The 21,315-nt window shown below is 69.3% G+C and carries 26 protein-coding genes and 1 pseudogene; 17 read left to right on the top strand and 10 right to left on the bottom strand.

What is annotated here, in order from left to right; translation table 11 throughout:
• Positions 1 to 41 precede the first annotated feature (41 nt).
• From CA984_RS01580 to CA984_RS01560, 5 genes are all read left to right on the top strand, one after another.
• Positions 42 to 338 carry a nucleotidyltransferase family protein gene (locus tag CA984_RS01580; RefSeq protein WP_086567096.1) on the top strand — a complete coding sequence of 99 codons (297 nt, stop codon included), beginning with the start codon at positions 42 to 44 and terminating at the stop codon, positions 336 to 338.
• On the top strand, positions 328 to 948 hold the full coding sequence (locus tag CA984_RS01575; RefSeq protein ID WP_165781064.1) for a HepT-like ribonuclease domain-containing protein: 621 nt from the start codon (positions 328 to 330) through the stop codon (positions 946 to 948). Before CA984_RS01580 ends, CA984_RS01575 begins: the two co-directional genes overlap by 11 nt.
• Before the next feature lie 355 nt (positions 949 to 1,303).
• On the top strand, positions 1,304 to 2,272 hold the full coding sequence (locus CA984_RS01570; protein WP_133061504.1) for a hypothetical protein: 969 nt from the start codon (positions 1,304 to 1,306) through the stop codon (positions 2,270 to 2,272).
• Positions 2,273 to 2,280: 8 nt separating this feature from the next.
• Entirely contained in the window at positions 2,281 to 3,546 is a 1,266-nt protein-coding gene (locus CA984_RS01565) for a sensor histidine kinase (protein WP_165781063.1), read from the top strand.
• Positions 3,543 to 4,184, top strand: a complete 642-nt coding sequence (locus tag CA984_RS01560; protein WP_086567088.1) for a response regulator transcription factor — start codon at positions 3,543 to 3,545, stop codon at positions 4,182 to 4,184. Before CA984_RS01565 ends, CA984_RS01560 begins: the two co-directional genes overlap by 4 nt.
• An 85-nt stretch (positions 4,185 to 4,269) precedes the next feature.
• On the opposite strand, the gene CA984_RS45800 is transcribed toward CA984_RS01560, so the two are convergent.
• A complete protein-coding gene (locus tag CA984_RS45800; protein ID WP_165781062.1) occupies positions 4,270 to 4,413 on the bottom strand; it encodes a hypothetical protein in 144 nt (47 codons plus the stop codon).
• A gap of 169 nt (positions 4,414 to 4,582) precedes the next feature.
• On the opposite strand from CA984_RS45800, the gene CA984_RS47610 reads away from it, so the two are divergent.
• Positions 4,583 to 4,996: a DUF6247 family protein gene (locus tag CA984_RS47610; protein ID WP_242675669.1), complete on the top strand. Its 414-nt coding sequence runs from the start codon at positions 4,583 to 4,585 to the stop codon at positions 4,994 to 4,996.
• On the opposite strand, the gene CA984_RS45790 is transcribed toward CA984_RS47610, so the two are convergent.
• Positions 4,923 to 5,243: a hypothetical protein gene (locus tag CA984_RS45790; protein ID WP_165781060.1), complete on the bottom strand. Its 321-nt coding sequence runs from the start codon at positions 5,241 to 5,243 to the stop codon at positions 4,923 to 4,925. The genes CA984_RS47610 and CA984_RS45790 overlap by 74 nt on opposite strands.
• A gap of 637 nt (positions 5,244 to 5,880) precedes the next feature.
• Between CA984_RS45790 and CA984_RS01545 the strand changes: the two genes are divergently transcribed.
• On the top strand, positions 5,881 to 6,237 hold the full coding sequence (locus CA984_RS01545) for a helix-turn-helix domain-containing protein (RefSeq protein WP_086567083.1): 357 nt from the start codon (positions 5,881 to 5,883) through the stop codon (positions 6,235 to 6,237).
• A gap of 27 nt (positions 6,238 to 6,264) precedes the next feature.
• On the opposite strand, the gene CA984_RS01540 is transcribed toward CA984_RS01545, so the two are convergent.
• A complete protein-coding gene (locus CA984_RS01540) occupies positions 6,265 to 6,855 on the bottom strand; it encodes a ClpP family protease (RefSeq protein ID WP_086567081.1) in 591 nt (196 codons plus the stop codon).
• Positions 6,852 to 7,478, bottom strand: coding sequence for a ClpP family protease (locus CA984_RS01535; protein ID WP_086567079.1), 627 nt, complete (start codon positions 7,476 to 7,478; stop codon positions 6,852 to 6,854). Before CA984_RS01535 ends, CA984_RS01540 begins: the two co-directional genes overlap by 4 nt.
• Before the next feature lie 153 nt (positions 7,479 to 7,631).
• On the opposite strand from CA984_RS01535, the gene CA984_RS01530 reads away from it, so the two are divergent.
• Both CA984_RS01530 and CA984_RS01525 read left to right on the top strand, forming a co-directional pair.
• Positions 7,632 to 7,991: a DUF6247 family protein gene (locus CA984_RS01530; protein WP_242675668.1), complete on the top strand. Its 360-nt coding sequence runs from the start codon at positions 7,632 to 7,634 to the stop codon at positions 7,989 to 7,991.
• A gap of 574 nt (positions 7,992 to 8,565) precedes the next feature.
• Positions 8,566 to 8,808 carry a hypothetical protein gene (locus CA984_RS01525; RefSeq protein ID WP_086567076.1) on the top strand — a complete coding sequence of 81 codons (243 nt, stop codon included), beginning with the start codon at positions 8,566 to 8,568 and terminating at the stop codon, positions 8,806 to 8,808.
• A gap of 28 nt (positions 8,809 to 8,836) precedes the next feature.
• On the opposite strand, the gene CA984_RS01520 is transcribed toward CA984_RS01525, so the two are convergent.
• The gene (locus CA984_RS01520) at positions 8,837 to 9,670 is read right to left on the bottom strand and encodes an ABC-2 transporter permease (RefSeq protein WP_086567074.1); all 834 of its coding nucleotides are present in this window, start codon (positions 9,668 to 9,670) and stop codon (positions 8,837 to 8,839) included.
• A complete protein-coding gene (locus CA984_RS01515; RefSeq protein WP_086567072.1) occupies positions 9,667 to 10,380 on the bottom strand; it encodes an ABC transporter ATP-binding protein in 714 nt (237 codons plus the stop codon). The genes CA984_RS01520 and CA984_RS01515 overlap by 4 nt, the downstream gene beginning before the upstream one ends.
• A gap of 160 nt (positions 10,381 to 10,540) precedes the next feature.
• On the opposite strand from CA984_RS01515, the gene CA984_RS01510 reads away from it, so the two are divergent.
• From CA984_RS01510 to CA984_RS01495, 4 genes are all read left to right on the top strand, one after another.
• Positions 10,541 to 11,719 carry a sensor histidine kinase gene (locus CA984_RS01510; protein ID WP_086567070.1) on the top strand — a complete coding sequence of 393 codons (1,179 nt, stop codon included), beginning with the start codon at positions 10,541 to 10,543 and terminating at the stop codon, positions 11,717 to 11,719.
• A complete protein-coding gene (locus CA984_RS01505) occupies positions 11,694 to 12,341 on the top strand; it encodes a response regulator (protein ID WP_242675667.1) in 648 nt (215 codons plus the stop codon). Before CA984_RS01510 ends, CA984_RS01505 begins: the two co-directional genes overlap by 26 nt.
• Positions 12,342 to 12,409: 68 nt before the next feature.
• Positions 12,410 to 13,261: a DUF72 domain-containing protein gene (locus CA984_RS01500; RefSeq protein ID WP_086567066.1), complete on the top strand. Its 852-nt coding sequence runs from the start codon at positions 12,410 to 12,412 to the stop codon at positions 13,259 to 13,261.
• A gap of 304 nt (positions 13,262 to 13,565) precedes the next feature.
• On the top strand, positions 13,566 to 13,988 hold the full coding sequence (locus tag CA984_RS01495; protein ID WP_086567063.1) for a hypothetical protein: 423 nt from the start codon (positions 13,566 to 13,568) through the stop codon (positions 13,986 to 13,988).
• A 197-nt stretch (positions 13,989 to 14,185) separates the two neighbouring features.
• Here the strand turns inward: CA984_RS01495 and CA984_RS01490 are convergent, their stop codons facing one another.
• Complete coding sequence (locus tag CA984_RS01490) at positions 14,186 to 14,911, bottom strand: helix-turn-helix domain-containing protein (RefSeq protein ID WP_086567061.1); 726 nt, start codon at positions 14,909 to 14,911, stop codon at positions 14,186 to 14,188.
• A gap of 75 nt (positions 14,912 to 14,986) precedes the next feature.
• Here CA984_RS01490 and CA984_RS01485 point away from each other — a divergent pair, with 75 nt between their 5' ends.
• From CA984_RS01485 to CA984_RS01475, 3 genes and pseudogenes are all read left to right on the top strand, one after another.
• A complete protein-coding gene (locus tag CA984_RS01485) occupies positions 14,987 to 15,928 on the top strand; it encodes an LLM class flavin-dependent oxidoreductase (RefSeq protein WP_086567059.1) in 942 nt (313 codons plus the stop codon).
• Positions 15,929 to 16,041: 113 nt separating this feature from the next.
• A pseudogene (locus tag CA984_RS47605) lies at positions 16,042 to 16,338 on the top strand (RNA polymerase sigma factor); the annotation flags it as partial.
• Positions 16,299 to 17,258 carry a CU044_5270 family protein gene (locus CA984_RS01475; RefSeq protein WP_207620641.1) on the top strand — a complete coding sequence of 320 codons (960 nt, stop codon included), beginning with the start codon at positions 16,299 to 16,301 and terminating at the stop codon, positions 17,256 to 17,258. The pseudogene CA984_RS47605 and the gene CA984_RS01475, both read left to right, overlap by 40 nt.
• A 176-nt stretch (positions 17,259 to 17,434) precedes the next feature.
• Here CA984_RS01475 and CA984_RS01470 read toward each other — a convergent pair whose 3' ends face one another.
• Both CA984_RS01470 and CA984_RS01465 read right to left on the bottom strand, forming a co-directional pair.
• The gene (locus tag CA984_RS01470) at positions 17,435 to 19,858 is read right to left on the bottom strand and encodes an ABC transporter permease (protein ID WP_207620639.1); all 2,424 of its coding nucleotides are present in this window, start codon (positions 19,856 to 19,858) and stop codon (positions 17,435 to 17,437) included.
• A complete protein-coding gene (locus CA984_RS01465; RefSeq protein ID WP_165781059.1) occupies positions 19,858 to 20,589 on the bottom strand; it encodes an ABC transporter ATP-binding protein in 732 nt (243 codons plus the stop codon). The genes CA984_RS01470 and CA984_RS01465 overlap by 1 nt, the downstream gene beginning before the upstream one ends.
• Positions 20,590 to 20,689: 100 nt before the next feature.
• Here CA984_RS01465 and CA984_RS45785 point away from each other — a divergent pair, with 100 nt between their 5' ends.
• Positions 20,690 to 20,863: a hypothetical protein gene (locus CA984_RS45785; RefSeq protein ID WP_165781058.1), complete on the top strand. Its 174-nt coding sequence runs from the start codon at positions 20,690 to 20,692 to the stop codon at positions 20,861 to 20,863.
• Here CA984_RS45785 and CA984_RS01455 read toward each other — a convergent pair.
• Entirely contained in the window at positions 20,841 to 21,188 is a 348-nt protein-coding gene (locus CA984_RS01455) for a VOC family protein (RefSeq protein ID WP_086567047.1), read from the bottom strand. The two genes, CA984_RS45785 and CA984_RS01455, sit on opposite strands and share 23 nt — an antisense overlap.
• Between the last annotated feature and the right edge of the window lie 127 nt (positions 21,189 to 21,315).

Raw genomic sequence — 21,315 nt, 5'->3', positions numbered from 1 at the left:
ACGGCGCGACCGAGGTGACAACATGGGACCCGGGAGGTGCCATGAGCGTTGACTTCACAACCGTCTACACGCAGTTGGCCAGATTGTGCGAGAAGTACGGCATTGCTGAGTTGGACGTTTTCGGCTCAGTTGCTCGTGGCGAGGATGACGCCGAGAGTGACATCGATCTCCTCTACGTCTTGAAGCCAGGCAACAACATCGGACTTGAGTTCTTCGGTTTTCAGGAGGAGCTGGAAGACCTGCTCGGACGTAAGGTCGATGTGGTTTCCAAGGAAGGTCTCCACTGGGTCATCCGCGATCAGGTCCTCAAGGATGCCCAGGTGTTGTATGCAGCGTGAGGGCCTGTATCTGGTGGACATCGTGGAAGCCGCCAGGAAGATCTCCTCATACCTCGAAGGTGTCTCACCCGAGGTATGGGCTAAGGACTCGATGCGCCGTGATGCGGTCATATGGCAACTGTCCATCATCGGTGAAGCCGTCGGAGGAATCTCGGATGAGACCCGAGCCTCTACCCCTGAGATTCCATGGAAGCTGATCAGAGGGCTGCGCAACAACGTGGTCCACCGATACTTCAGCATCGACTGGAAGATTGTGCACAGCGCCGCCACAGTCAATGTTCCGGAGTTGGAGCGGCAAGTACGAGATCTGCTTCAGCATGCCTACCCGGACCTTTTCAAACGCCTGGCGGAAGAGGAATCGCACATCGCCGCCACTCTTCCGGGTGAGGGGAACGCTGAGCCCGCAGATGCTTCGGATCTTTGGCTGGCCTCTACACGTACAGCAGCGAAGTACAGCAACAGAATCACATATCATCTCTCTCTGCCATCCGGCATCACACGCCTGAGCAGGGCGAATAGCCTCCCAGGTAGTGACCGGCTCCCGTTTGCAAGCAAGATGTCAGGAGTTCGAATCTCCTGGGCTCCACCTGCGGGAATGCTCAGTGTGTGATCATGAAAACCGGGCTTGAGTGCCTAACTGGGTGACTACGCCCCTCGTGCGCCTCCGAAGAGGCCGTCCATCGCCGTCGCGCCCTCCTGCATGACGGGCCGGATCTGGAGACGGTAGATCGTCTCGGCGCCGTCCAACCAACTGCGGGAGCCCCCGGCCCGCCCTCGCGGACTGGGCGGTCGAGCGTCATCCCGAGCTCACCGCGGCTGGGAGGTCCTCCTCTGGGACGACGCTGTCGCGACCTCCGGAGGACCCGGCCGAGACCCGGTGACGACGTGCGGGGCACCGCCGCAGCGGCAGATTAGGCCACGTGAACACCTCTCCTCCAGGAAGCCCCCGTACGATCGTGCCGGTCTTGATCATCGTCGTCTGGTCGGTGAGTTATCTGGCCCTCGGCCTGCGCTGGGTTTTCGGAGGGCCCGGATATCCGTTCGACGCCGGCCATGCGGGCGCGGGCAACACCCTGCTCGACCCTGTTCCGGCGGCGGTGGGCGGGGGCGTGCTGGTGGTGTCGGCGCTGGTGGCCGGCGTCGTTGCCGTGCTCGCCGCCAGAGGCCCGCTCAACCGGGCCCCCGCCGTCGTGGCAGTCGTGGCCGGCGTCGGCCTGGCAGTGGTCCTGCCCGACGTGCGCATCATGATGACCGCCGGGTACCTGCCGGTGATGCTGGCTGCCGCGCTCGCCGGCCAGGCCGAGTTCTCGGTGATCGCGACCATGCTGACGTGGCCGAGCGTCAACCTGCTCATCCTGATGGCGGCCGGCGTCAGCCTGATGCTCTTGGGGACGCGCGCGCTGATCGGAGGGCCCGGGCGGGCCGGCAGCGCCGCCGGCGCGCTACGGATCGGGTGGTATGCGACCGCTGTCGCGGTCGCCGTCCCCGTCGTCTACGCCGTCACCCGCTTCGGCTGGCTCCTGGGCGTGCCCGTCGGCATCAGCGACCAGTTCCTGGCCTACATCGCCGAGATCACCCCGATCGGCGCCGGTCTCAGCACGCTCGGTCTCCTCGGCGCGGTCCTGACCTTCGGTTTGGTCCGGCCGTGGGGTGAGATCTGGCCGCGCTGGATGCCGTTCCTGCGCGGGCGGCCGATTCCGGCGCGATTCCCGGCCTACTCGGCGCTGGCCGTCTCCCTCCCCATCACCTCCGCCGGACTGATGTATGTCCGCAAGAAGCTCACCGGCGAGCAGGTTGGCCCGGCGGGGGCGACCGACGAGCTGGGCGCCTGGCTGCCGGAGATGCTGTGGCCGCTGTGGGGCGCGGCCCTGGCGGTGGCCGCGCTGGCGTACCTGTCCCGCCGCCGGCACCTCGCTCAGACACGCCGACCATAATGGTGGGTGTGCGAGAGTCCCCGTCCCCTGCCGGCGCCGCGATGGACTCGTTTCTCAACCGGCATCAGGTGAGCGCCGATGCCATACTCGCCGTCCTGCTCGTCCTGCCGCTCGGACTGGTCTCGTTGGGCCTGCTCCGGGCCTCGGACAGTCCTCTGTCGTCCCGCCTGCTCGCGGGTCTCGGCCTGCTGGTGCTGCATGCTTGCGTCGTTCCGCGTCGGCTGCGCCCACTGGCGGCGTACGGACTGGCCGCCGCGGCGATGCTGCTGCTGGTGGCGCTGCCGCCCTTGAACGACCCGGGCGGCGCCTACTATCCGGCGGTGCTGCTGCCGAGCACGCTGGTCTTCGGACTGCTGCTCTACACGGCGTCCGGCCGGCTCGACCTGCTGCCCAGCCTGGTCTGTCTGGCCGTCGCCCTGACGGGTGTGGTCCTGGTCCTGGCGCGTCTGTGGAATCCGGCCTCGTGGGGCGGCTCGTCGGGCTCCTACGAGCTGGCCGCGTGGCGGATCGGGCTGTCGGTCGGCCTGATCGCCGCGGCAGTGTGCCTCTGGTCGCTGGGCCGCCTCAGCCGGATGCGGGGGTTGTTCCTGTCCCAGCTCAGAGCGAAGGCCGAGCGCGCCGAGGCCGACCGTGCGCGGGAGCGGAAGGAGGCGGCGCGGGCGGAGCGCGACCGTATCAGCCGCGAGATGCACGACGTGGTGTCTCATTCGCTCGCTGTCATGGTCAGCCAGGCGGAGGGTGGCAGGCTGTCCGATCCGGACTCGCCCGGGGCGGGTGTGTTCGCCACCATCGCCGGGGTCGGGCGCGAGGCCCTGCGCGACATGCGCGGGCTCCTGGGCGTGCTACGCGCCGACGGCGGCACCGCTCCGCAACCGGGCCTCGATGACCTCTCCGACCTGCTCGACCACGTGCGCGATGCGGGCGTACGCGTCGCCGTACAGGAGGTCGGGGACTCCCGACCGCTGCGCCCCGCGGTCGACCTGACCGCCTTTCGTGTCATCCAAGAGGGGTTGACCAACGTCATCAAGCACGCGGGGGCGACGGCCGCGGCCGACATGACGCTGACGTGGCGCCCGGACGGACTGCACATCACCATCACGAACGACGGCGACGGGCCGCTCGCCGAGGAGGCCGGCGTCGGGCTGACCGGGATGCGCGAACGTCTCAGCATGGTGGGAGGCGTCCTGGAGGCCGGCAGGCGCCCCGGCGCCGGCTTCGAACTGTCGGCTACCGTGCCCTATGAGCCGAGGAGTCTCCCATCATCAGGATCATGATCGTCGACGATCAGGAGCTGCTGCGCAACGGCCTGACCATGGTCGTCAGGTCCCAGCCCGACGTGGAGGTGGTCGCCGAGGCCGCTGACGGCCTGGCGGCCATGAAGGCGTTGGAGTCGCGGCGCGTCGACGTGGTGGTGATGGACATCCGTATGCCTCGAATGGACGGTGTCACGGCCACCCGGGAGATCCAGCGGCTGGACGACCCGCCGAAGGTGCTGGTGTTGACCACGTTCGACCTCGACGAGCACGCCCTGGCCGCGCTGCGCGCCGGTGCGAGCGGGTTCATGCTGAAGGACGCGCCGGGAGAGGAGATCATCGCTGCGATCCGGCACGTGCACCGGGGCGACTCGATCATCGCGCCCGCCACGACCCGGCGGCTCATCGGGCGGCTCGTCGCGAAGGCCGACACCGACCCGGACGCCGTGCTCAAGGTGCTCACGGAGCGTGAGCGTGAAGTCTTCCTCAGCCTGGCCCGAGGCGCGTCCAACGCCGAGATCGGGGCCGAGCTGTTCTTGTCGGAGACCACGGTCAAGACCCACGTCGGGCGCATCCTGACGAAGCTCGGGCTGCGCGACCGGGTCCAGGCGGTGGTCCTGGCGTACGAATCCGGCGTTGTCACTCCGGGCGAGGGTTAGGCCCTGGCACCGATCAAACGCCGCCGCGTGACCGCTGCCACGACCAAACCTCTCCTGATTCGGTCTCCACATTACGAGGGGAGGCTCAGTTCTTCCTCCCCTTGGCCTCCACGCGTGCGCTCAGCGCGTCGGCGATCTTCTGGTCGGCGTCCCGCGTCGCGTGCTGGTAGATCAGCGCGGTCCGGTCGCTGTCATGCCCCATCCGCGCCTTGAGGTCGGCGAGACCCACGCCTGACTGGGCGGCCAGGTGTTACGGCCGCACATCACCTCATTTTCGCGCGCTCGCGTGACAGGATTCCTGAGCCATCCCATCAGGAGTCTGTAGGCGCTATGAGCAGGGAGAGAAGATTCCAGCATGACCGCACAGCCGCAGGACTTCGTGCCCTCCCGGCTCACCGATGCCTGAGAAGAACCTGCGAGCCATCCGCGCTGCCCTGGTCGTGCCGCAGGACCGCGAAGCGTTCGACGCGGGGCTCAAGGCAGTGCTCGACGAGGTTCGAGTGAGTTCGGATCTCGGTGCGCTGAACGCCTTCGTCCACCGTTGGTGGATCTCCGCGTGTGACTCGGTGCGGGATCCAGAAGGACGCCGCCGAATGCATGCCAAAGCCGGGCAGGTCCTTGCCGGTGAGCCGGTCTCCTCCGGAAGGCCGTGGCGTGAGGTACTCGGCGCTCGTGGGTGTACAGATCACACTCGGTCCTCTTGCCGAAGAGCAGATCGCTGCGATCCCCGTGGAAGCGCTACGTCCACTCGCCGAGCTGCTCACCTTGCTGGAAGTCGCACCGTGGAGCGGTCAGCCGTACAACCCCGCTGATCCCAAGGCCACCATGCTTACTCATGCGTTCGGCGAGCGGGGTCTCGCGACGTACGTAGTCCTGGACGAGCAACGTGAGGCGTATCTCATCAGTGTTGAGTGACCATGATCCTGCGTGTAACGGAAGGCCCGCGTCCACGAGCGCCTGAGACCAGACGCGCCGGTTGAAGTTGGTGTTGCGGAGCGGCCCGTCATCCGGTCCCGCGAAGATCAGTCCCTCGTCGCCGTCCTGGGTGAAGTCCTTCACATGCGCCCGCAGCTCCTCATACCCTCACTCTGCACCTACGGCGCATATGACGAGGAGCGACTTTGTCACCCGAGGAAACAGTCGAGGCTCCCCTCTCTGGCGTCTCCAGTGGGGAGATCTATCTCTGGTTCGCCCACGAGGCCGTCCGCACGGTGATCATCTTGGGCGCCCTGCTGCTTTCCGTTCTCCTGATCGCTAGCGTGATCGTTGCCGTTTTTTACCACCTACCGCGCCGTCTTCTGGGCCTCCGGCGGGGGCCTCGGCTCCGGGATGATCGCCAATCGCAAGAGCTGGCTTCATGGTGGCTGGTGTAGGGGGCTGATCGTCCCCTCTGTCACGTCCCGGGCAAGCCCGACATCCCGGCTCCTGCGGTTCAAGACCGTCTGTGGCCGTCGCCATCCAATGATCGAGGAACGTCTACCGGTTGACGTACACGTGAAGACGGCCTTGAACCGCCGTCCCCGGGCTGTTGCCCCTCCAGGGTGGACGAGGCAGGCGGGACGAGGTCGACGTCCTTCCAACGGTGACCACTCGGTGAGCGCGTGATTCGCCCTCAGACGGACCGGAGGGGACCGGGACGATTCCGCTCTGCGCGGATCGGGCTGAACTCGAACGCGCCATCTACCTAAGGTGAGGCATGGCCTCTTCCAGCCCGCCGCCACGTCCAGCGATCGATCGGACCACCTCCAAGCCGTCTCCCGCTCGTGAGCCGCTGTGGCGGCACGCGCTCGGTGAGCGTCTCAGAGGTCTTCGTCACGAGCGGGGCGAGAAGTTGAGCGAGACGGCACGTCGCGCCGGAGTCTCGCCGCAGTATCTCTCCGAGATGGAACGAGGCGTCAAAGAGCCGTCGAGCGAGATGATCGCTGCGGTCGCCGGCGCGCTGGATGTGACCTTGGTCGATCTGACCCTTGCCGTCGCCGAGAGCTTGCGGTCTGCTCAGAACAGCACGTCGAGAGGTGCTACCTGCTCGGCGGCGTATGCTCTGGCCGCGTAGCGTGGCTTGCCGGGATTATCCACCGGCCTATGAGCGCTCCTCGATGATCTGATCGAGGAGCCCGTACTCCAAGGCCGCGGTCGCGGTGAACACGCGATCGTGATCGGTGTCGGCGCGTAGGGTCTCGATCGTCTGGCCGGTGTGCCGTGACAGTATGCGCTCGATGTCCGCTCGGACACGGACGACCTCGTCGGCTTGCAAGATGAGATCGGGGATCGTTCCGCGCCCCTGAGCAGCTGGTTGGTGCAGGATCACTCGTGCGTGCGGGAGAGCGGCACGTTTTCCTTCGGCACCCGCGGCGAGAAGGACGGCACCCACCGCGACGGCCTGTCCGATGCAGGTTGTCGAAACCCGCGGGCGGATATGGCGCATGGTGTCATATATCGCGAGCATCGCGCTCGGATCTCCGCCTTCGCAGTTTATATAGAACTGTATCTCGGCATCGGGATTGTCCGACTCCAGAAAAATCAGTTGCGCGATGAGCGCGTTCGCGACGCCCGCGTCGATTGCGGTGCCCAGATAGATGATTCGCTCGGTGAGCAGGTGCGAGTAGACATCCATGATCCGCTCGCCACGAGAATTCTGAGTGATGACGTTCGGAATCGTATATGTGGTCACTGGTCGACTCCTTCGGTGACGCCGAATCCGAGCCGTGGGCGATTGCGCGGCGCGATTTCGTCGAAATTTTGCACGATTGCATCTATGAAGCCGTAGTCCAGTGCCTCTTGCGCTGTGTACCAACGATCGTGCAGAGAGTCCTCGAATATGCGCTCGACGGGCTGCCCCGTGTCCTCGGCGATAAGACCGAGAACCGTGTCGCGAGTATGCCGAAGGTCGCCGGCCTGCAGTTCGATGTCGACTGCGGTGCCACCGATTCCCGCCGAGCCCTGGTGCATCAGGACACGTGCGTGCGGCAGGGCCCGGCGCTTCCCTCGGGCCCCCGATGACAGCAAGAATTGCCCGGCGCTGTAAGCAATGCCCAGCACGAGGGTCGATACGTCACAGGGAATGAGTCGGATGATGTCGCGGATCGCGAGCATCGAGGGAACCGACCCGCCCGGCGAGTGAATCCACAGTGCGATATCCGTCGACGCGTCCTCCGTGGCGAGTGCTATCAGTTGCGTGGCCAGCAGTGTGCCGTTGTCATCGTCGAGGGGGCCGTCGAGAACGAGAACACGCTGGTCGTAGAGCTCGCGTCTTACCCGCGCATTGAACAGTGGAATATTCGATTCTCCGCTCATGCGTCCATCATGTGAGGCGATCCGGACCGGCGTCGACACGATCCGCCTGGGGCAGATCTGCTCTGAGCAGAGGGAACCCGGTTTCCGGCCCGGTCCGTAGCATTGCGGTCGGGAATCGAGCGTGCCGGCGGGAGCCTCGGTCTCGATCCCGTCATGGTCAACGGCGCGCGCGGCCCGTTCGATCCAGTCGACAGGCGTCGGTTCATGCCGGCGTGCGTTTTCGTGAAGGAAGCTCTGGAGGCGGGGCGATATGAGAAGAACCTGCGAGCCATCCGTGCCGCCCTGGTCGTGCCGCAGGACCGCGGAGCTCTCGACGCGGGGCTCAAGGCGGTGCTCGATGAGGTTCGAGTGAGCTTGGACCTCGGTGCGCTGAACGGCTCCGTCCACCGCTGGTGGATCTCCGCGTGCGACTCGGTGAAGGACTCCGGAGGGCGTCGCCGGATGTGCGCCAAAGCTGAGCAGATCGCTGTCGGCAAGCTACCCCTCGGGGGAAGCCTCGGCGGGAAGTCCTGATGGCGCGCGGGGCCGACCTGTAGGTCCACCGGGTCCTGCTCGATCCGGCCGCTGAGGAGTAAACCGCCGAACTCCCCGAAGGAGCCCTACGTCCTCGCGGTTCTGGAGGTCGCACCACGGAGCAGGCAACCGTACGACCCGGCCGATCCCAAGGCGGACATGCTCGCGCACACCTTCGGCGAACGTGGTCTCGCGACATACATCGTGCTGGATGAGCGACGCGGGGTGTGCCTCATCCGTGTCGGGTGGCCGTGACCTCGTTCGACGGCCAGGCCACGACCGTCCAGCTTTCTCCGTCAGTACGGCCCGCGATCGGGCCGATCCGCGAGCGGGTGATCCAACGGGTTTCCGGGAGCCACCCGAACGGGCGACCACGGACTGATCAGGAGGAGCCTGAACAGCCGGACCCGCGGCGACCAGCAAGGCGGACGGCTCCGAAGCCACCTGAAAGATCGTGGTTCACAGGTCCTGGCGACTGCTCGCTCCGTCGCTGTTCCGCCCGGGGGGCTTGTCGTTCCCAGGACAGAGGCAGACACTCGATCAAGGTCCGAGATCCGGGAATCGCGGAGGTCCCATGAGCAGGGTTCGTCTAGTCATCACGGCCGGAATCGCTGCGACTCTGGTCGGACTCTTCATCGGGTTCTCGCCCATCCACCACTCCGGTGACGACACATGCGGGAGCGCGTTCGTCCCGGACGACTGGTTCCAGTGCCCGGACCAGCAGAGCAGTCAGCGCCTACTCGCGTTCGTCTTCCTCATTCCTGGAGGCGTTCTACTCGTCAGCGGCCTGCTCAGCAGGGGGAAAAAGGGCGACTGAGGGAACGGCCGGGTGCCGTCCGGTCATGTCAGCTCACCTCCTTGCGGGTCACGCGCACTACGCCGGCCGTCATCGGGACGACGATCCAAAAGATCGTCGACACGGCCAGCCGGGCGGCGTCGCCCCCGGTCATGTCGCCGGCCGTCAGGGGAGTGGCGGTGGTGTTCAGGTCGAACCACTCGGTCAGGACCTCGCCGGTGGCGCCGAGCTTGCCGACTACGGCCCACAGGATCGGGGTCGAGAGGCAGATCACGATCGCGGCCGGCGCGTTCAGGAGCAGCATGCCCACGGCGAGCCCCGTCGCGACCACCAGAACGTTCGTCCCCGTCCAGCCCAGCAGGGCGAGAGGGGAGATCTCCCACGTGGCCGGGACGTCCTGAACGGCGGCGGTGACGGCCGTCACCGGCACCGCGACCAGCACCGCGAACAGAGAGGCGACCACGGCCGTGATCAACGGTGCCAGGCACTTGGCCGCCAGCACCCGCCGGCGCCGGGGTTCGAGCGCGAACGTGGTCAGGGCGGTGCGGTGGCTCCATTCGGCGGTCACCGTGAGGATGCCGAGCACGGGGAGCAGGGTCCCGAATCCGATTCCGGCGGTGCCGATCAGGGTGTGCAGCTTCGGACCGGAGACGACGCCGCGGCCGGTGATGGACGCGAGTACCAGGATGATCAGGACCACGGTCATGATCTTGCTGCTGCGGGTGTCGAAGAGCTTGCGGGCCTCGACGGACAGCAGCCGGTGGAACGGGATCGGTGCCGGGGGCCGGTGGATGTCCGCGGTTTTCGAGCCGACGGTCCTGGCGTCGTCCGTCGTGGTGTCGTTCATGTCGCTCTTGGTCCCGGGGACGTCGGTGTTGGTCATGCCGTACTCCGATCGGCGTTCGCGGTCAGTTCGAGGAAGGTCTGTTCGAGGCTCCGGCCCCGCCTGAGCTCATCGACGGTGCCCTGGATGAGGACACGGCCGCGGCCGATCATCACGACGTGGTCGGCGACCTGCTCCACCTCATGCAGCAGGTGCGAGCTGAGCAGCACCGAGCAACCCGAGCCGGAGAAGCCACGGAGCAGCTCACGCATCCACTGGATGCCCTGGGGGTCGAGACCGTTGGCGGGCTCGTCCAGGATGAGCGCCTTGGGCCGGCCGAGGAGGGCGTGACCGATGCCGAGACGCTGCCTCATTCCGAGCGAGTAGCCGCCGACCGTCCGCCGGCTCTCCCGGCCGGTCAGTCCGACCAGATCGAGGACCTCGTCGACCCGCGACACCGGCAGGCCGAGCATCATCACGCCCAGGGTCAAGATCTCCCGCCCGGTGCGGCCGGGATGCTGGGCGCCGGCGTCGAGCAGGGTGCCGACCTGGGAACCCGGGCAGTCAAGCTCGGTGTACGGCCGGCCCAGTACGGTGGCCGACCCCGAGGTGGGGCGGGAAAGCCCGACCAGGATGCGCATGGCCGTCGACTTCCCGGCGCCGTTGGGCCCGAGGAAACCGGTGACGCTCCCTGCTCCGACGGTGAAGGACACGTCGTCGAGTGCCTTCACACCTTTGTAGACCTTGCTGACGTGGCTGAACTCGATCATGGATCCAGTCCACCGGATAGGGGACCGTCGGTCATCGGACCCGGGTCGAGGACCACCGGGCCCAGGTCCAGGTCCGTCGCCCCGGTCATGGACCTGCGGCTACCCGGATGTCGACCCAGGTCGCTAAGGCGCCGGCCCGACGGTCTCTAGGCTGTGGGCTGTGCACGGCCGTACGGAGAACCAGCCGCCCCTGGATCAGTCAGGCGTCGCACTGCGCTACCTGTGCGCCGTGCTGCCGATGCTGTTCCACGGCACCGTCCTGGTCTGGGTCGTCTTCCGGGACCAGGACCGGCTCGCGTCGGCACTGGTCGACGTGGGGCTCGGCGTGATCGGTCTGGTCCTGATGCGGTGGCGACGCCGCCGGCCGTGGCCGATCGCGCTGGCGACCGCCCTGCTGACCGTCTTCTCCACCACAGCGACCGGCCCCGCCCAGGTCGCGTACGTCTCCCTGTGCACGCATCGCCGCTGGCGTCAGTTCGTCCCGGTCGCGCTCGTGTCCTGGCTGTGCCTGGTGGCGCCCTACGGCTGGAAAGGCGTCACCCAGGCGAGCGTCGTCTCCACGACGACCGGGACCGTCGTCCTCGGCGGCCTGACCGTCTTCGGCCTGTACCTGCGCGGGCGCCGTGACCTGGCGGCCTCACAGCGAGAGGCGGCACTGGCCGCGGAGCGCGAACAGGCGCAGCGGATCGAGCAGGCCAAGCTGGCGGAACGGGTCAAGATCTCCCATGAGATGCACGACGTCCTGGCTCACCGGATCTCCCTGCTGTCCATGCTCGCCGGCGGCCTGGCATACCGGACGGACCTCACCGCCGAGGAGACCCGCGAGGTCGCATTGGCGATACAGGAGAACGCGCACCAGTCGCTGAACGAACTACGCACCGTGCTCGGCACGCTCCGGCGCGACGGCGGCATGGAGGCCCCGCAGCCGAACCTGGCCAACCTGGACGCCCTGTTCGACGAGGTGCGCGGCGCCGGCCAGCAGGTCGAGGTGGACGACAGCGTGGGCAACCGGGAACTGCTGCCGACACAGACCGGCCGGCACGCGTACCGGATCGTGCAAGAGGCCCTGACCAATGCGCGCAAGCATGCGCCGGGCAGCCGGGTGACGGCCAAGCTCGGCGGACGGCCGGGTGACGGCCTGCGGATTCGGGTGAGCAATCCGACGCCGTCCGGGACGTCTGCCGGTCCCGGCGGAAGGCTGGGGCTGGTCGGCCTGGCCGAACGGACCCGGATGGCCGGCGGCACTCTCAGCCATGCCGTCCAGGACGGACACTTCATCCTCGACGCCCGGCTGCCATGGGAGGCTTCACATCGTGACTCGACTGGTGATCGTGGATGACGACCCGATGGTCCGGACCGGGCTGCGCCTCATTCTCGGTGGCGAGCCCGACCTGGACCTTGTCGGCGAGGCGGAGGACGGCCGGCGGGCCATGGAAGTGATCCGTGACCTCAGGCCCGATGTCGTGCTGATGGACATCCGGATGCCCAACCAGGACGGGCTGATCACCACGGAGCTGCTGCTCGCCCAGCCAGACCCGCCCCGCGTCCTCGTGCTCACCACCTTCGACGCCGATGACATGGTGCTGCGGGCTCTGCGGCTCGGTGCCGACGGCTTCCTGCTGAAGGACACGCCGCCACCGAAGATGATCGAGGCGGTCCGCACCGTGGCGAAGGGCGAGCCGGTGCTGTCGCCGAGCGTCACACGACAGGTGATCACCGCAGCCACCGGCGGACACGGGCCGCGACGTCCGGAGGCGCAGCGGGAGCTGGCCAGGCTCACCGAACGCGAGCGCGAGGTCGCGATCGAGGTGGCCCGGGGCAGCTCGAACGCCGAAATCGCCGAGTGTCTCCACATGAGCGTCGCGACCGTGAAGGCGAACATCACCCGGGTCTTCTCCAAGCTGGGCACCGACAACCGTGTCCAGGTCGCGATGAAGGTGCGCGACGCCGGCCTCCTGTGAACGTGCGTCGAGCCGGCCGGTGACGCACCCGGTCCTTTCCACCGCCGGCCTTGGATAGCGTCGAAGCCATGCGGCTTCATGTGGGATGCGCGATGTGGACACAGGCGCAATGGCAGGGGCGTTTCCTGCCTCATCCGCTTCCTCCGGGGGAGCGCCTGCGGGCCTACGCGACCTGGTGCGACGCGGTGGAGGGCAACACGACGTTCTACGCGACACCGTCGAGGAGCACGGTGGAGTCGTGGGCGAGGCAGACCACCCCCGACTTCCGCTTCGTGGCCAAGCTGCCCAAGTCGATCACGCATGAGCGTCGCCTCACCGGCGTCGACGAGGAGCTCCGGTCGTTCCTGGAAGCGATCGAACCACTCGGACCGCGCGCCCACGCCCTCTGGATCCAACTACCGGGATCGTTCGCGCCGACCGACCTCGGCGCCCTGGCGGGCTTTCTTCACCGGCTGCCCCGCTCGCACAGATACGCCGTCGAAGTCCGCCACCGCGCGTTCTTCGATGACGCGCGATCCGAGCGGCTTCTCGAAGGGGTTCTCGCCCGAGTCGACGCCGAGTGGATCCCGTTCGACACCACCACCTTCTTCCAGAGCCCTCCGACCAGCGACGCCGAACGGGAGGCGTGGATGAGGAAACCGCGCGTGCCACGCCGGTCGGCCGCTCTCACCGACCGTCCGATCATCCGCTACCTCGGCCGGGACGACACGGCGCGTACGATCGAGGGCTGGCAGCAATGGATCGCCACGGTCACCGAATGGCTGCGCGAGGGCCGCTCGCCGACGGTGTTCATCCATACCCCCGACAACGCCGACGCGCCGATGCTCGCCCGTCGTTTCCATGAGGAGGTGCGGACCCGGCTGCCCGAGATCGAGCCGCTGCCGGAGCCCATGCCGGCCGAGCCGCTGACCCTGTTCTGACCGCCGCCCCCGTCGTGCGCCGGCGGGCGGACTCCTCGCTTCGGCCAGGCAGGCGGTCGGTAGCGGACGCAGCCGGGCGGGCACGCCCGCCGGGTCGGGTCCGCGGGTCAGGTCCGCGCTGATCACCACCGCCGGGATCGCACCCGGGACGGCCGGACAACCGGTGGCGGTCGGCGGTGACGGCCCGCGGGGGCCGGCCGGTCAGTCCCGTGTGGAAGCGGGTCATTCCCTCTGAGGAATTGTCGGCCCATGGTCCCTTCTCGCAGGATCTGGCAGGAACACCGGCACCAGCCAAGGAGAAAAAGTGACCGACATCCATGCCCAGGACCTGGCTGCCCGCTACATCGCCCTCTGGAGCGAGCCGGACGCCGAGCTGCGTCGCAGAGCCATCGAGGAGCTCTGGGCCGAGGGCGGTGCCCACATCCTTCAGCCGCCCCAGGAGATCCGGGAGATCGCCGCAGGACTGGGCTTTGACTCCACCACTCTCCAAGCCCACGGCTATGACGAACTCGACGTCCGGGTGACCCGCAGCTATGAACGGTTCGTCGCCCCCGGGCAGTTCACCTTCCAGGCGCGGGACGGCGCCGTCCGCCTCCACGACGTCGTCAAGCTCAACTGGGAGATGGTGCCCGTCGGCGGCGGTGAGGCGGTCGGCGGCGGCCTGGAGGTCCTCGTCCTGGACGAGAACGGCCGCATCACCACCGACTACATGTTCCCCGGCATCTGACAGCCGGTCGTGGTCGATCCGCCCCGGGCCGCGACCGCCTCCCGGGGCCGACCCGGTCGGATCCAACCCGCTCCGAGCCGGGCCGGGCCGGGTCGCCCCGATCCAACCCGCTCCGAGCGGAGCCGAGCCGGTCCGGTCCGATCCCACCCGCTTCGGGCCGGGCCGGGCCGTGATCGTCCCCGGACCGCCCCGGCCCGTCACCCGGCCAGCAGCGCCGCCGTGGCCGTGTCGGCGGGCAGGAACGCCTCCAGCTTCAGCTCCGCCACGGTCACGTCGAGCGCGGTCGCGAACGTCGTGATCGTGGTCGTCAGCCGCAGCTCGCCGAGCGTCGAGCGGAGCCGGACGGGGGCGGCGAAGCCCACGTGGTCGGGCCCCGGGGCGGCGTGCGGCACGTAGCCGGACAGCTCGTCGTACAGGTCGTCGTGCGGGATGCGGTCGAGGATGTGGCGAGCCCACTGCGCCAGGTTGACGATCCGGGGCGCCAGGCCCTCCGGGTGCAGGGAGAGGCGCAGCACGTTGACCGGCGGGCGCAGCAGGTGCTCCGCGACGCCCTCGGTGAGCAGGCCGAACGCGTCGTTGGCGAGCACCAGGTCGTGCCCCGCGTCCACGACGATCGCGGGGTAGGGCAGGTGCCCGGCCAGGATGTGCCCCAGCGCGGTGCGCACGTGCTCCAGGCTCGGGTCGTCCAGCGGGGTCTGCGGGTAGACGGGGGCGTAACCGGCCGAGAGCAGGAGATCGTTGCGCTCCCTGAGCGGTAGTTCCATCGACTCGCCCAGCCGTACCACCATGGTCCGGCCGGGCCGGGAGCGGCCGCTCTCCATGAAGCTGAGGTGGCGCTGCGTCGTGCCCGCGCGCAGGGCGAGGTCGAGCTGGCTGAGGTGGCGGCGCTGCCGGGTCGCGCGCAGGGTCTGGGAGAAGTCCACGATCCCAGTCTGCCGGGTCCGTCTATTCCGTCGAGGGAATTGTCGGCATTCCCGGACGGGAGCACGATCCGTCCTGTGAACACGCGACTGGGGGTCCTGCTCCCCACCAACCACAGCCAGTGGAACGACGCCCGGCGGCTGGTCGACTTCGGCGTCCGCGCTGAACGGCTCGGCTACGACTCGGTCTGGGCCAACGACACCCTGCTCGGCGCGCGCGTCGAGCCGCTGGCCATGCTCGCCGCCCTCGCGCCGGTGACCGAACGCGTCACGCTCGGCACCGCGGCGCTGCTGCCCGCCTTCCGCCGTCCGGTCACGGCCGCGCAGGAGCTGGCCTCCATCGACCACCTGTCGGCCGGGCGGCTGGTCGTCACCGTGGGCGCGGGCTTCCCCGGCAGGTCGGAGGCTGAGTACGCGGTGTCGGAGGTGCCGTGGGAGCGCCGCTTCGGACGGCTGGACGACACCGTCGCCCTGTGGCGGGCACTGTGGGCGGGCGAGCGGGCGTTCCACGGCAAGGTGCTGCGCTTCGACGGGCTGCCCGACTCCACGCCGTCCTACCGGCCCGGCGGGCCGCCGATCTGGCTGGGCGGGGCCGGCCCGTCGGCGCTGGAGCGCACCGGGCGGCTCTACGACGGCTGGCTGCCCTACCCGCCCGACCCGGCCGACTACCGCGCGGGTCTCCGGGCGGTACGGCGGGCAGCCGGGGCGGCGGGCCGCCCCGGCGACGCGGTCACCCCGGCGCTGTTCGTCACGGTGCTGGTCACCGACGACGTGGAGCGGGGCGAGCGGCAGCTCGACGCCTACTGCCGGTCCACGTACGGCCTGCCGTACGAGACGGTGCGGACGATCCAGGCGATGGTCGCGGGCCCGGCCGAGCGGGTGGCCGCGACGCTGAACCGCTACACGGAGGCGGGTGCGGAACACCTCGTCTGCCGCATCGCGGCCCCGACCCTCGACGCGCAGCTCGACCAGCTGGAGCTGATCGCCGGGATCGGCCGCCCGGCCACGCTCAGCCGGTAGGGGGTGGCCGCGCGGTTCGGGCCGGCCCCTGTATCCATCGCATGATTTCCGGGAACCGCGGATCCTCCGGGTGGCAATAACGGGTGTCATGGCAGAGACCCGAGAGGCAAGAGATGCGACACGAGAGCCGGACGGCCGCACCGCCCCGGCCGGCAGCCGTGGAAGCGGCCGACGACGCCGCGGTGATCGAACGGTCCCGGCGTGAGCCCGAACAGTTCGCCACGCTGTTCACCCGCCACGCGCCGGCGCTCAAGCGCTACGTCATCAGGCGGCTGGGCCAGGATCCCGCCGAGGACATCGTCGCCGAGACCTTCACGGTGGCCTTCCAGAGCCTGGAGTCGTACGACCTGTCCCGTGACGACGCGCGGCCATGGCTGTACGGCATCGCCACCAACCTCATCCGCCGGCACCGCCGCCGCGAGATCAGCCTGTATCGGGCACTGAGCCGCACGGGGGCGGACTCGGTGGTCGAGCCGTTCACCGATCAGGTCGATCGGCAGGTGGCCGCGGACGGCCCGCGGCCCGCCCGCGCTGGGGTCTCGCCCTGGGCGGAGCCGGTGCTCTCGCCGTCGCCGCGGCCGTGGCCGTGCCCCAACTGGTGGCCGTGCCCCAGCCAGGGGGGACCGCGCAGTCGGGGGACCGGCAGCCCGCGGCCCAACCGCCCGACGCGGTCGTGGTGCTTGAGAACGCCGCGCTCGTCGCCACCCGGACCAAGACCGCCGACATCCGCCCGGACCAGTGGTTCTACATCAAGGAGTCACAGCATATGGGGGGTGACCTGCCGGCGTTCGAGCATTGGAGCCGGATGGACGGGCGCGGGTCGGCCGTCCGCGCAGAGGGTGGCGAGCTGAGGATCGGCGACGGGGAGCCGAACGCGCGGACGGACCCCAGCCGGACCCAGCGGGAACTGGAGGGCCTCCCCACTGATCCGGACGCGCTGCTGGAGCATTTCCGTAACCTCAAGGAGGAGCGGACACCGCTGTCGATCTGCGGGCCCACCTGCCCGGCGGGGGCCGAGGGGGACGTCAGGGCCTTCGGGGCGATCGGCTGGTACATGAAGTTCGGGCCCATGATCCCCGCGGACACGACCGCGGCGATGTACCGGGCCCTGGCGAAGATCCCGAATGTCACGATCGAGGAGAACACCGCGGACGGGGACGGACGCAAGGGCATCGGCGTCGTCCTCACCGTGGGGGAGAGCAAGGGCTACTACATCCTCGATCCCGGGGACTACCACTACCTCGGTATGAAGGTCGTGGACGGCGACGGTGCCGTCGCCATGTCCGTGCTGGACTCCGGCATCGTCGACGGGCCCGGCCAGACGCCCTGACCGGGGACGACGAGCGTGCGGGGCGGGGGCCCGCACGCTCCGGCCGGGAGAACCGGGAGAACCGGGAGAACCGGGAGGACCGGGAGAACCGGGAAGGCTGGGGAGGACCGGAGACCGGAGACCGGAGACCCGGGACCGTCGCGGTCCCGGGTCCCGTGCCGCCGGTCCCCGGACGGTCATTCGCGGGTGCCGATGGCCTCGGCGGGCCTGCTCCGCAGGGCGAGGAGGGCCGGGAGAACGGTGGCGAGGAGAGCCAGACCCGCCGCGGCGGCGATGACCTCCAGGTAGGTGAGCACGGGCACGTACGGCAGCGCGGAGCCGGTCATGCCCGTGCTGAACGCGCTGAGCGTCACCAGGGCGATGAGCGTGCCGAGGGTGACCGCGACCAGCACCGCGACGAGAGTCTCCAGGCGGAGCATCCGCATGAGCTGGCGGCGGGTGGTGCCGACGAGTCTGAGCAGGGCGAGCTCGCGGGTCCTGTCGGAGGTCGCCATCGCGATGGTGTTGACCACCGCGATCGCGGTGAAGGCGATGATCAGGCCCATGGCCACGTAGTTGACTCCGGCATTGGACTGTTCGGCCGCCGCCTCGACCCGATCCAGGACGCCGACACCGCCGAGCACCGCCGCGAGCGCGTCCCGTCTCACCGAGGGGGCGGAGACGAGCGCGGTCTGGTTGAGCGGGTCGTCCACGTGGGCGGCGACCAGGGCGTGGGGCAGGGTGAGGTCGCCGAAGCCGAGGCCCCGGCGGTAGATCGCGGCGACCTTGAGCGTGACGGGGGTGCCGTCGCCGAGCGTCAGCCGTACCTGGTCGGCGACCTCGACCCCGAGGCTTCTCGCGGCCGTCTCGCTGACCGCGAGGGTGTCGGCGCCCATCCTGCCGAGCGATCCCGCGCTCACCCCGAGGTCCATGGTCCGCTCCAGCCCCGCGGTGGTCACGCCCTGCGCGCCGTACCTCTCCAGCCCGACTCTGACCGACGTGCGCAGGACCTCGGTGACCACTTCGACGCCTTCGAGCTTCCGTACGGCGTCCGCAGTGACGCCGGGCAGGCGCGGGCCGAGCACGTAGTCGGCGTGGTTGCCCTGGCGTGACTGTTCGACGACCGCGTGGCCCATGGTGTCCTGGACGAACAGGATGGTGCAGGTCATCGCGATCATCAGGCTGAGCGGGGTGACGACGGAGGCGAAGCGGTGGGTGCCGGTGCGCAGGTTCGCGGCGGCGAGGTGGCCGCTGGCGCGGAAGGCGCGCAGTGGCAGGCCGAGCACCGCCGTGGCGACGCGGGCGATGACCGGGCCGAGCAGGGCTACCGCGATCGTCCAGACCAGCGCCGTCAGCATCGTGACGGGGCTGGAGGCGGCCTCGATCTCCAGCGTCGACAGCAGCAGGGTCAGCGCGACGCCCCCGCCGAGGCAGGCCAGCCCGGCGATCGTGCGGCCCGGCGGAATGCCCGGCGGGCGTACCGCGGCCTCGCCCAGCGCCTCCACCGGCCTGATCCGCGCGGTACGGCGGCCCGACACCCGGGCCGCCGTCCACGCCGCCCCCAGGACGGCGAGCACCGCGGCGGCGGGCGGGAAGAAGCTCACCACCAGCGACAGGTTGGCCGGCATCACGCCAAGCCCCACGAACTGCGACCGCAGCCAGAACGCCAGCCCGACGCCGAGCCCGGCGCCGAGAAGGCCCGCCGGCAGACCGAGGAGCAGTGCCTCGCCGCCGATCAGCCTGCGGATCTGTCCGGGGGTGGCGGCCACGGCGCGCAGCAGGGCGAGCTCGCGCTGGCGCTGCTGAATGGAGAGCGAGAACGTGCCGACCACGACGAGGATCGCGACGATCAGCGAGGTGCCGCCGAGCGCGCCGCCCAGGCTGACCAGCTTGGTCCGGGCCTTCTCCGCGTTCAGGAACTCGATCCTGCCGCGCTCGTCGCCGGTGTAGACGACACCGGGGGTGCCGGCGAGCGCGGGAGCGACGTCGACCTCGGGGAAGACGCCGATCACGCTGACCATGCCCAGCCGTCCGGCCAGCCGGGCGGCCTCCTCGGTGGAGAAGAACAGCGAGGTCCGCTGATCGAGCGCCTCGGCGGTGACACCGGCCACCCGGTAGACGCGGGTGGCGGTCGCGGTCCGGACGTTCACGCGGGAGCCCACGGCCAGCCCGGCGGCCGCGTCGGCCACCACCTCGCCGGCGGCGGGCGCCCGCCCCTCGCGGAGGGTGAAGGGGGTGAGCGGCGCGGACTCCCAGCCGTGGCCCCACACCGGACGTCCCTCGGCGGTCGCCGGGAACGTCACCTCGGTGACGACCTTGCGGACGCCGGGGACCGTCCTCAGTCTGTCGGCCAGGGACGACGGGATCCAGGCCCGGTCGGAGATCGGCTTGGCCTTGCTCTTGACCTTGTCGCCGTCGCGGGTCGTCTCACGGACGTTCTGGTCTCCGGCGACCAGGACCGGGGTCCCGGCGTATCGGACGGGTTCGACCGCGCCGCGCAGACCGGTGTCGAGCAGGATGCCGCAGGCGCAGACCAGCGCGGCGGCGCAGACCAGGGCGAGGAAGGCGCCGGCGAAGGCAGCCTTGCGGTGCCGCAGCGTGTTGAGCGCGAAACCGATCATCACACCCACGCTCCGAGTCGCGTCATCCGGTCGGCGACCTTCTCCGCGCTGGGGGCGGCCATCGCGTCGACGACGTTGCCGTCGGCGAGGAACAGGACGGTGTCGGCGTAGGAGGCGGCGACCGGGTCGTGGGTGACCATCACCACGGTCTGTCCCATGGTGGTGACCACTTCGCGGAGCAGTGTGAGCACGTCCCGCGCGGTGATCGTGTCCAGCGCGCCGGTCGGCTCGTCGCCGAAGACCACCTCGGGCCGTGTCACCAGGGCCCGCGCGATCGCCACCCGCTGCTGCTGCCCCCCGGAGAGCTCCCCGGGCCGGTGCCCGGTACGGCCGGCCAGCCCGACCCGGTTGACGATCTCCTCAAGCCAGGACCGGTCCACCCGGACCCCGGCCAGTTTCAGCGGGAGGGTGATGTTCTCCGTCACGGTGAGGGACGAGACCAGGTTGAACGCCTGGAAGACGAAACCGATCCGCTTGCGCCGCAGTTCGGTCAGTTCCGTCTCGTTCATTCCCGCCAGCTCCGTGCCGCCGAGCCGTACCGAGCCGGAGGAGGGGTGGTCCAGTCCGGCGGCGCAGTGCAGGAACGTGCTCTTGCCCGACCCCGAAGGGCCCATCACGGCGGTGAAGCTGCCGTGGGGGATGCCGATCGACACCTCGCGCAGGGCGAACACCGTGTTCGGTCCCCTGCCGTAAACCTTGCTGACCGCGTCCAGACGCACCACATCGTTCATGGGGACAAGTCTTCTGACCTGGGCTCACGCGGGCCAGAGACGCGATCATCAACCATGCATGACATCGTCATGGGTCCACCCTCATCGACATACCGCACCGGTGGACGAGCTGATCACGGCGGCCCGCGCCGTCGCGGCGGGCAGGCGGGGCGAGGTCCTCTACGAGGCGCCCGATCTCCCCGTGGGCGCCCTGCGCCGTCTCGCCCCCGACGTGCCCGGCCGTACGGGCGCGGGTCTGTCGGGACACCGGGTCACCGGTGGCTCACGACGTTGACCACCCGGCCGTTGGGGTCGATGACGAAGAAGCGGCGCACCCCCCAGGCCTCGTCCTGCAGGGGGTGCACGATCTCCGCGCCCTGGGCGGTCACGGCCTCGTACACCGCGTCCACGTCGTCCACCTCGATGCTCAGGTCAGGCTGGACGGCCGCCGTGGAGTCCGCGCCCATGAGGGTGAGCTGCGCCGTGGGGTTGGACGGCGAAGCCAGGGTCATGACCCAGCCCTGGTGCATGACCTCCACGAGGCCCAGCAGGCCGTAGAACTCCCGACTCTCCTCCAGGTTCTCCGAATGTATGTCGGGCACCACGCGGCGGATGCTCATGGGCGGTTCCTTCCACTTGAGGAGCCGCGTTCGCACTGTGGCGGCTCGGCACGGCCACAGTCTGCCCGACGGCACCGACACCGCCGCCTGCCACCGGCCCGAGCGGATCGAAGGGTCCGAAGGGGAC

The sequence above is a fragment of the Streptosporangium minutum genome (assembly GCF_002149035.1).
In the GTDB taxonomy this organism is placed as follows: domain Bacteria; phylum Actinomycetota; class Actinomycetes; order Streptosporangiales; family Streptosporangiaceae; genus Streptosporangium; species Streptosporangium minutum.
This window is presented reverse-complemented; position numbering and strand designations above follow the sequence as displayed.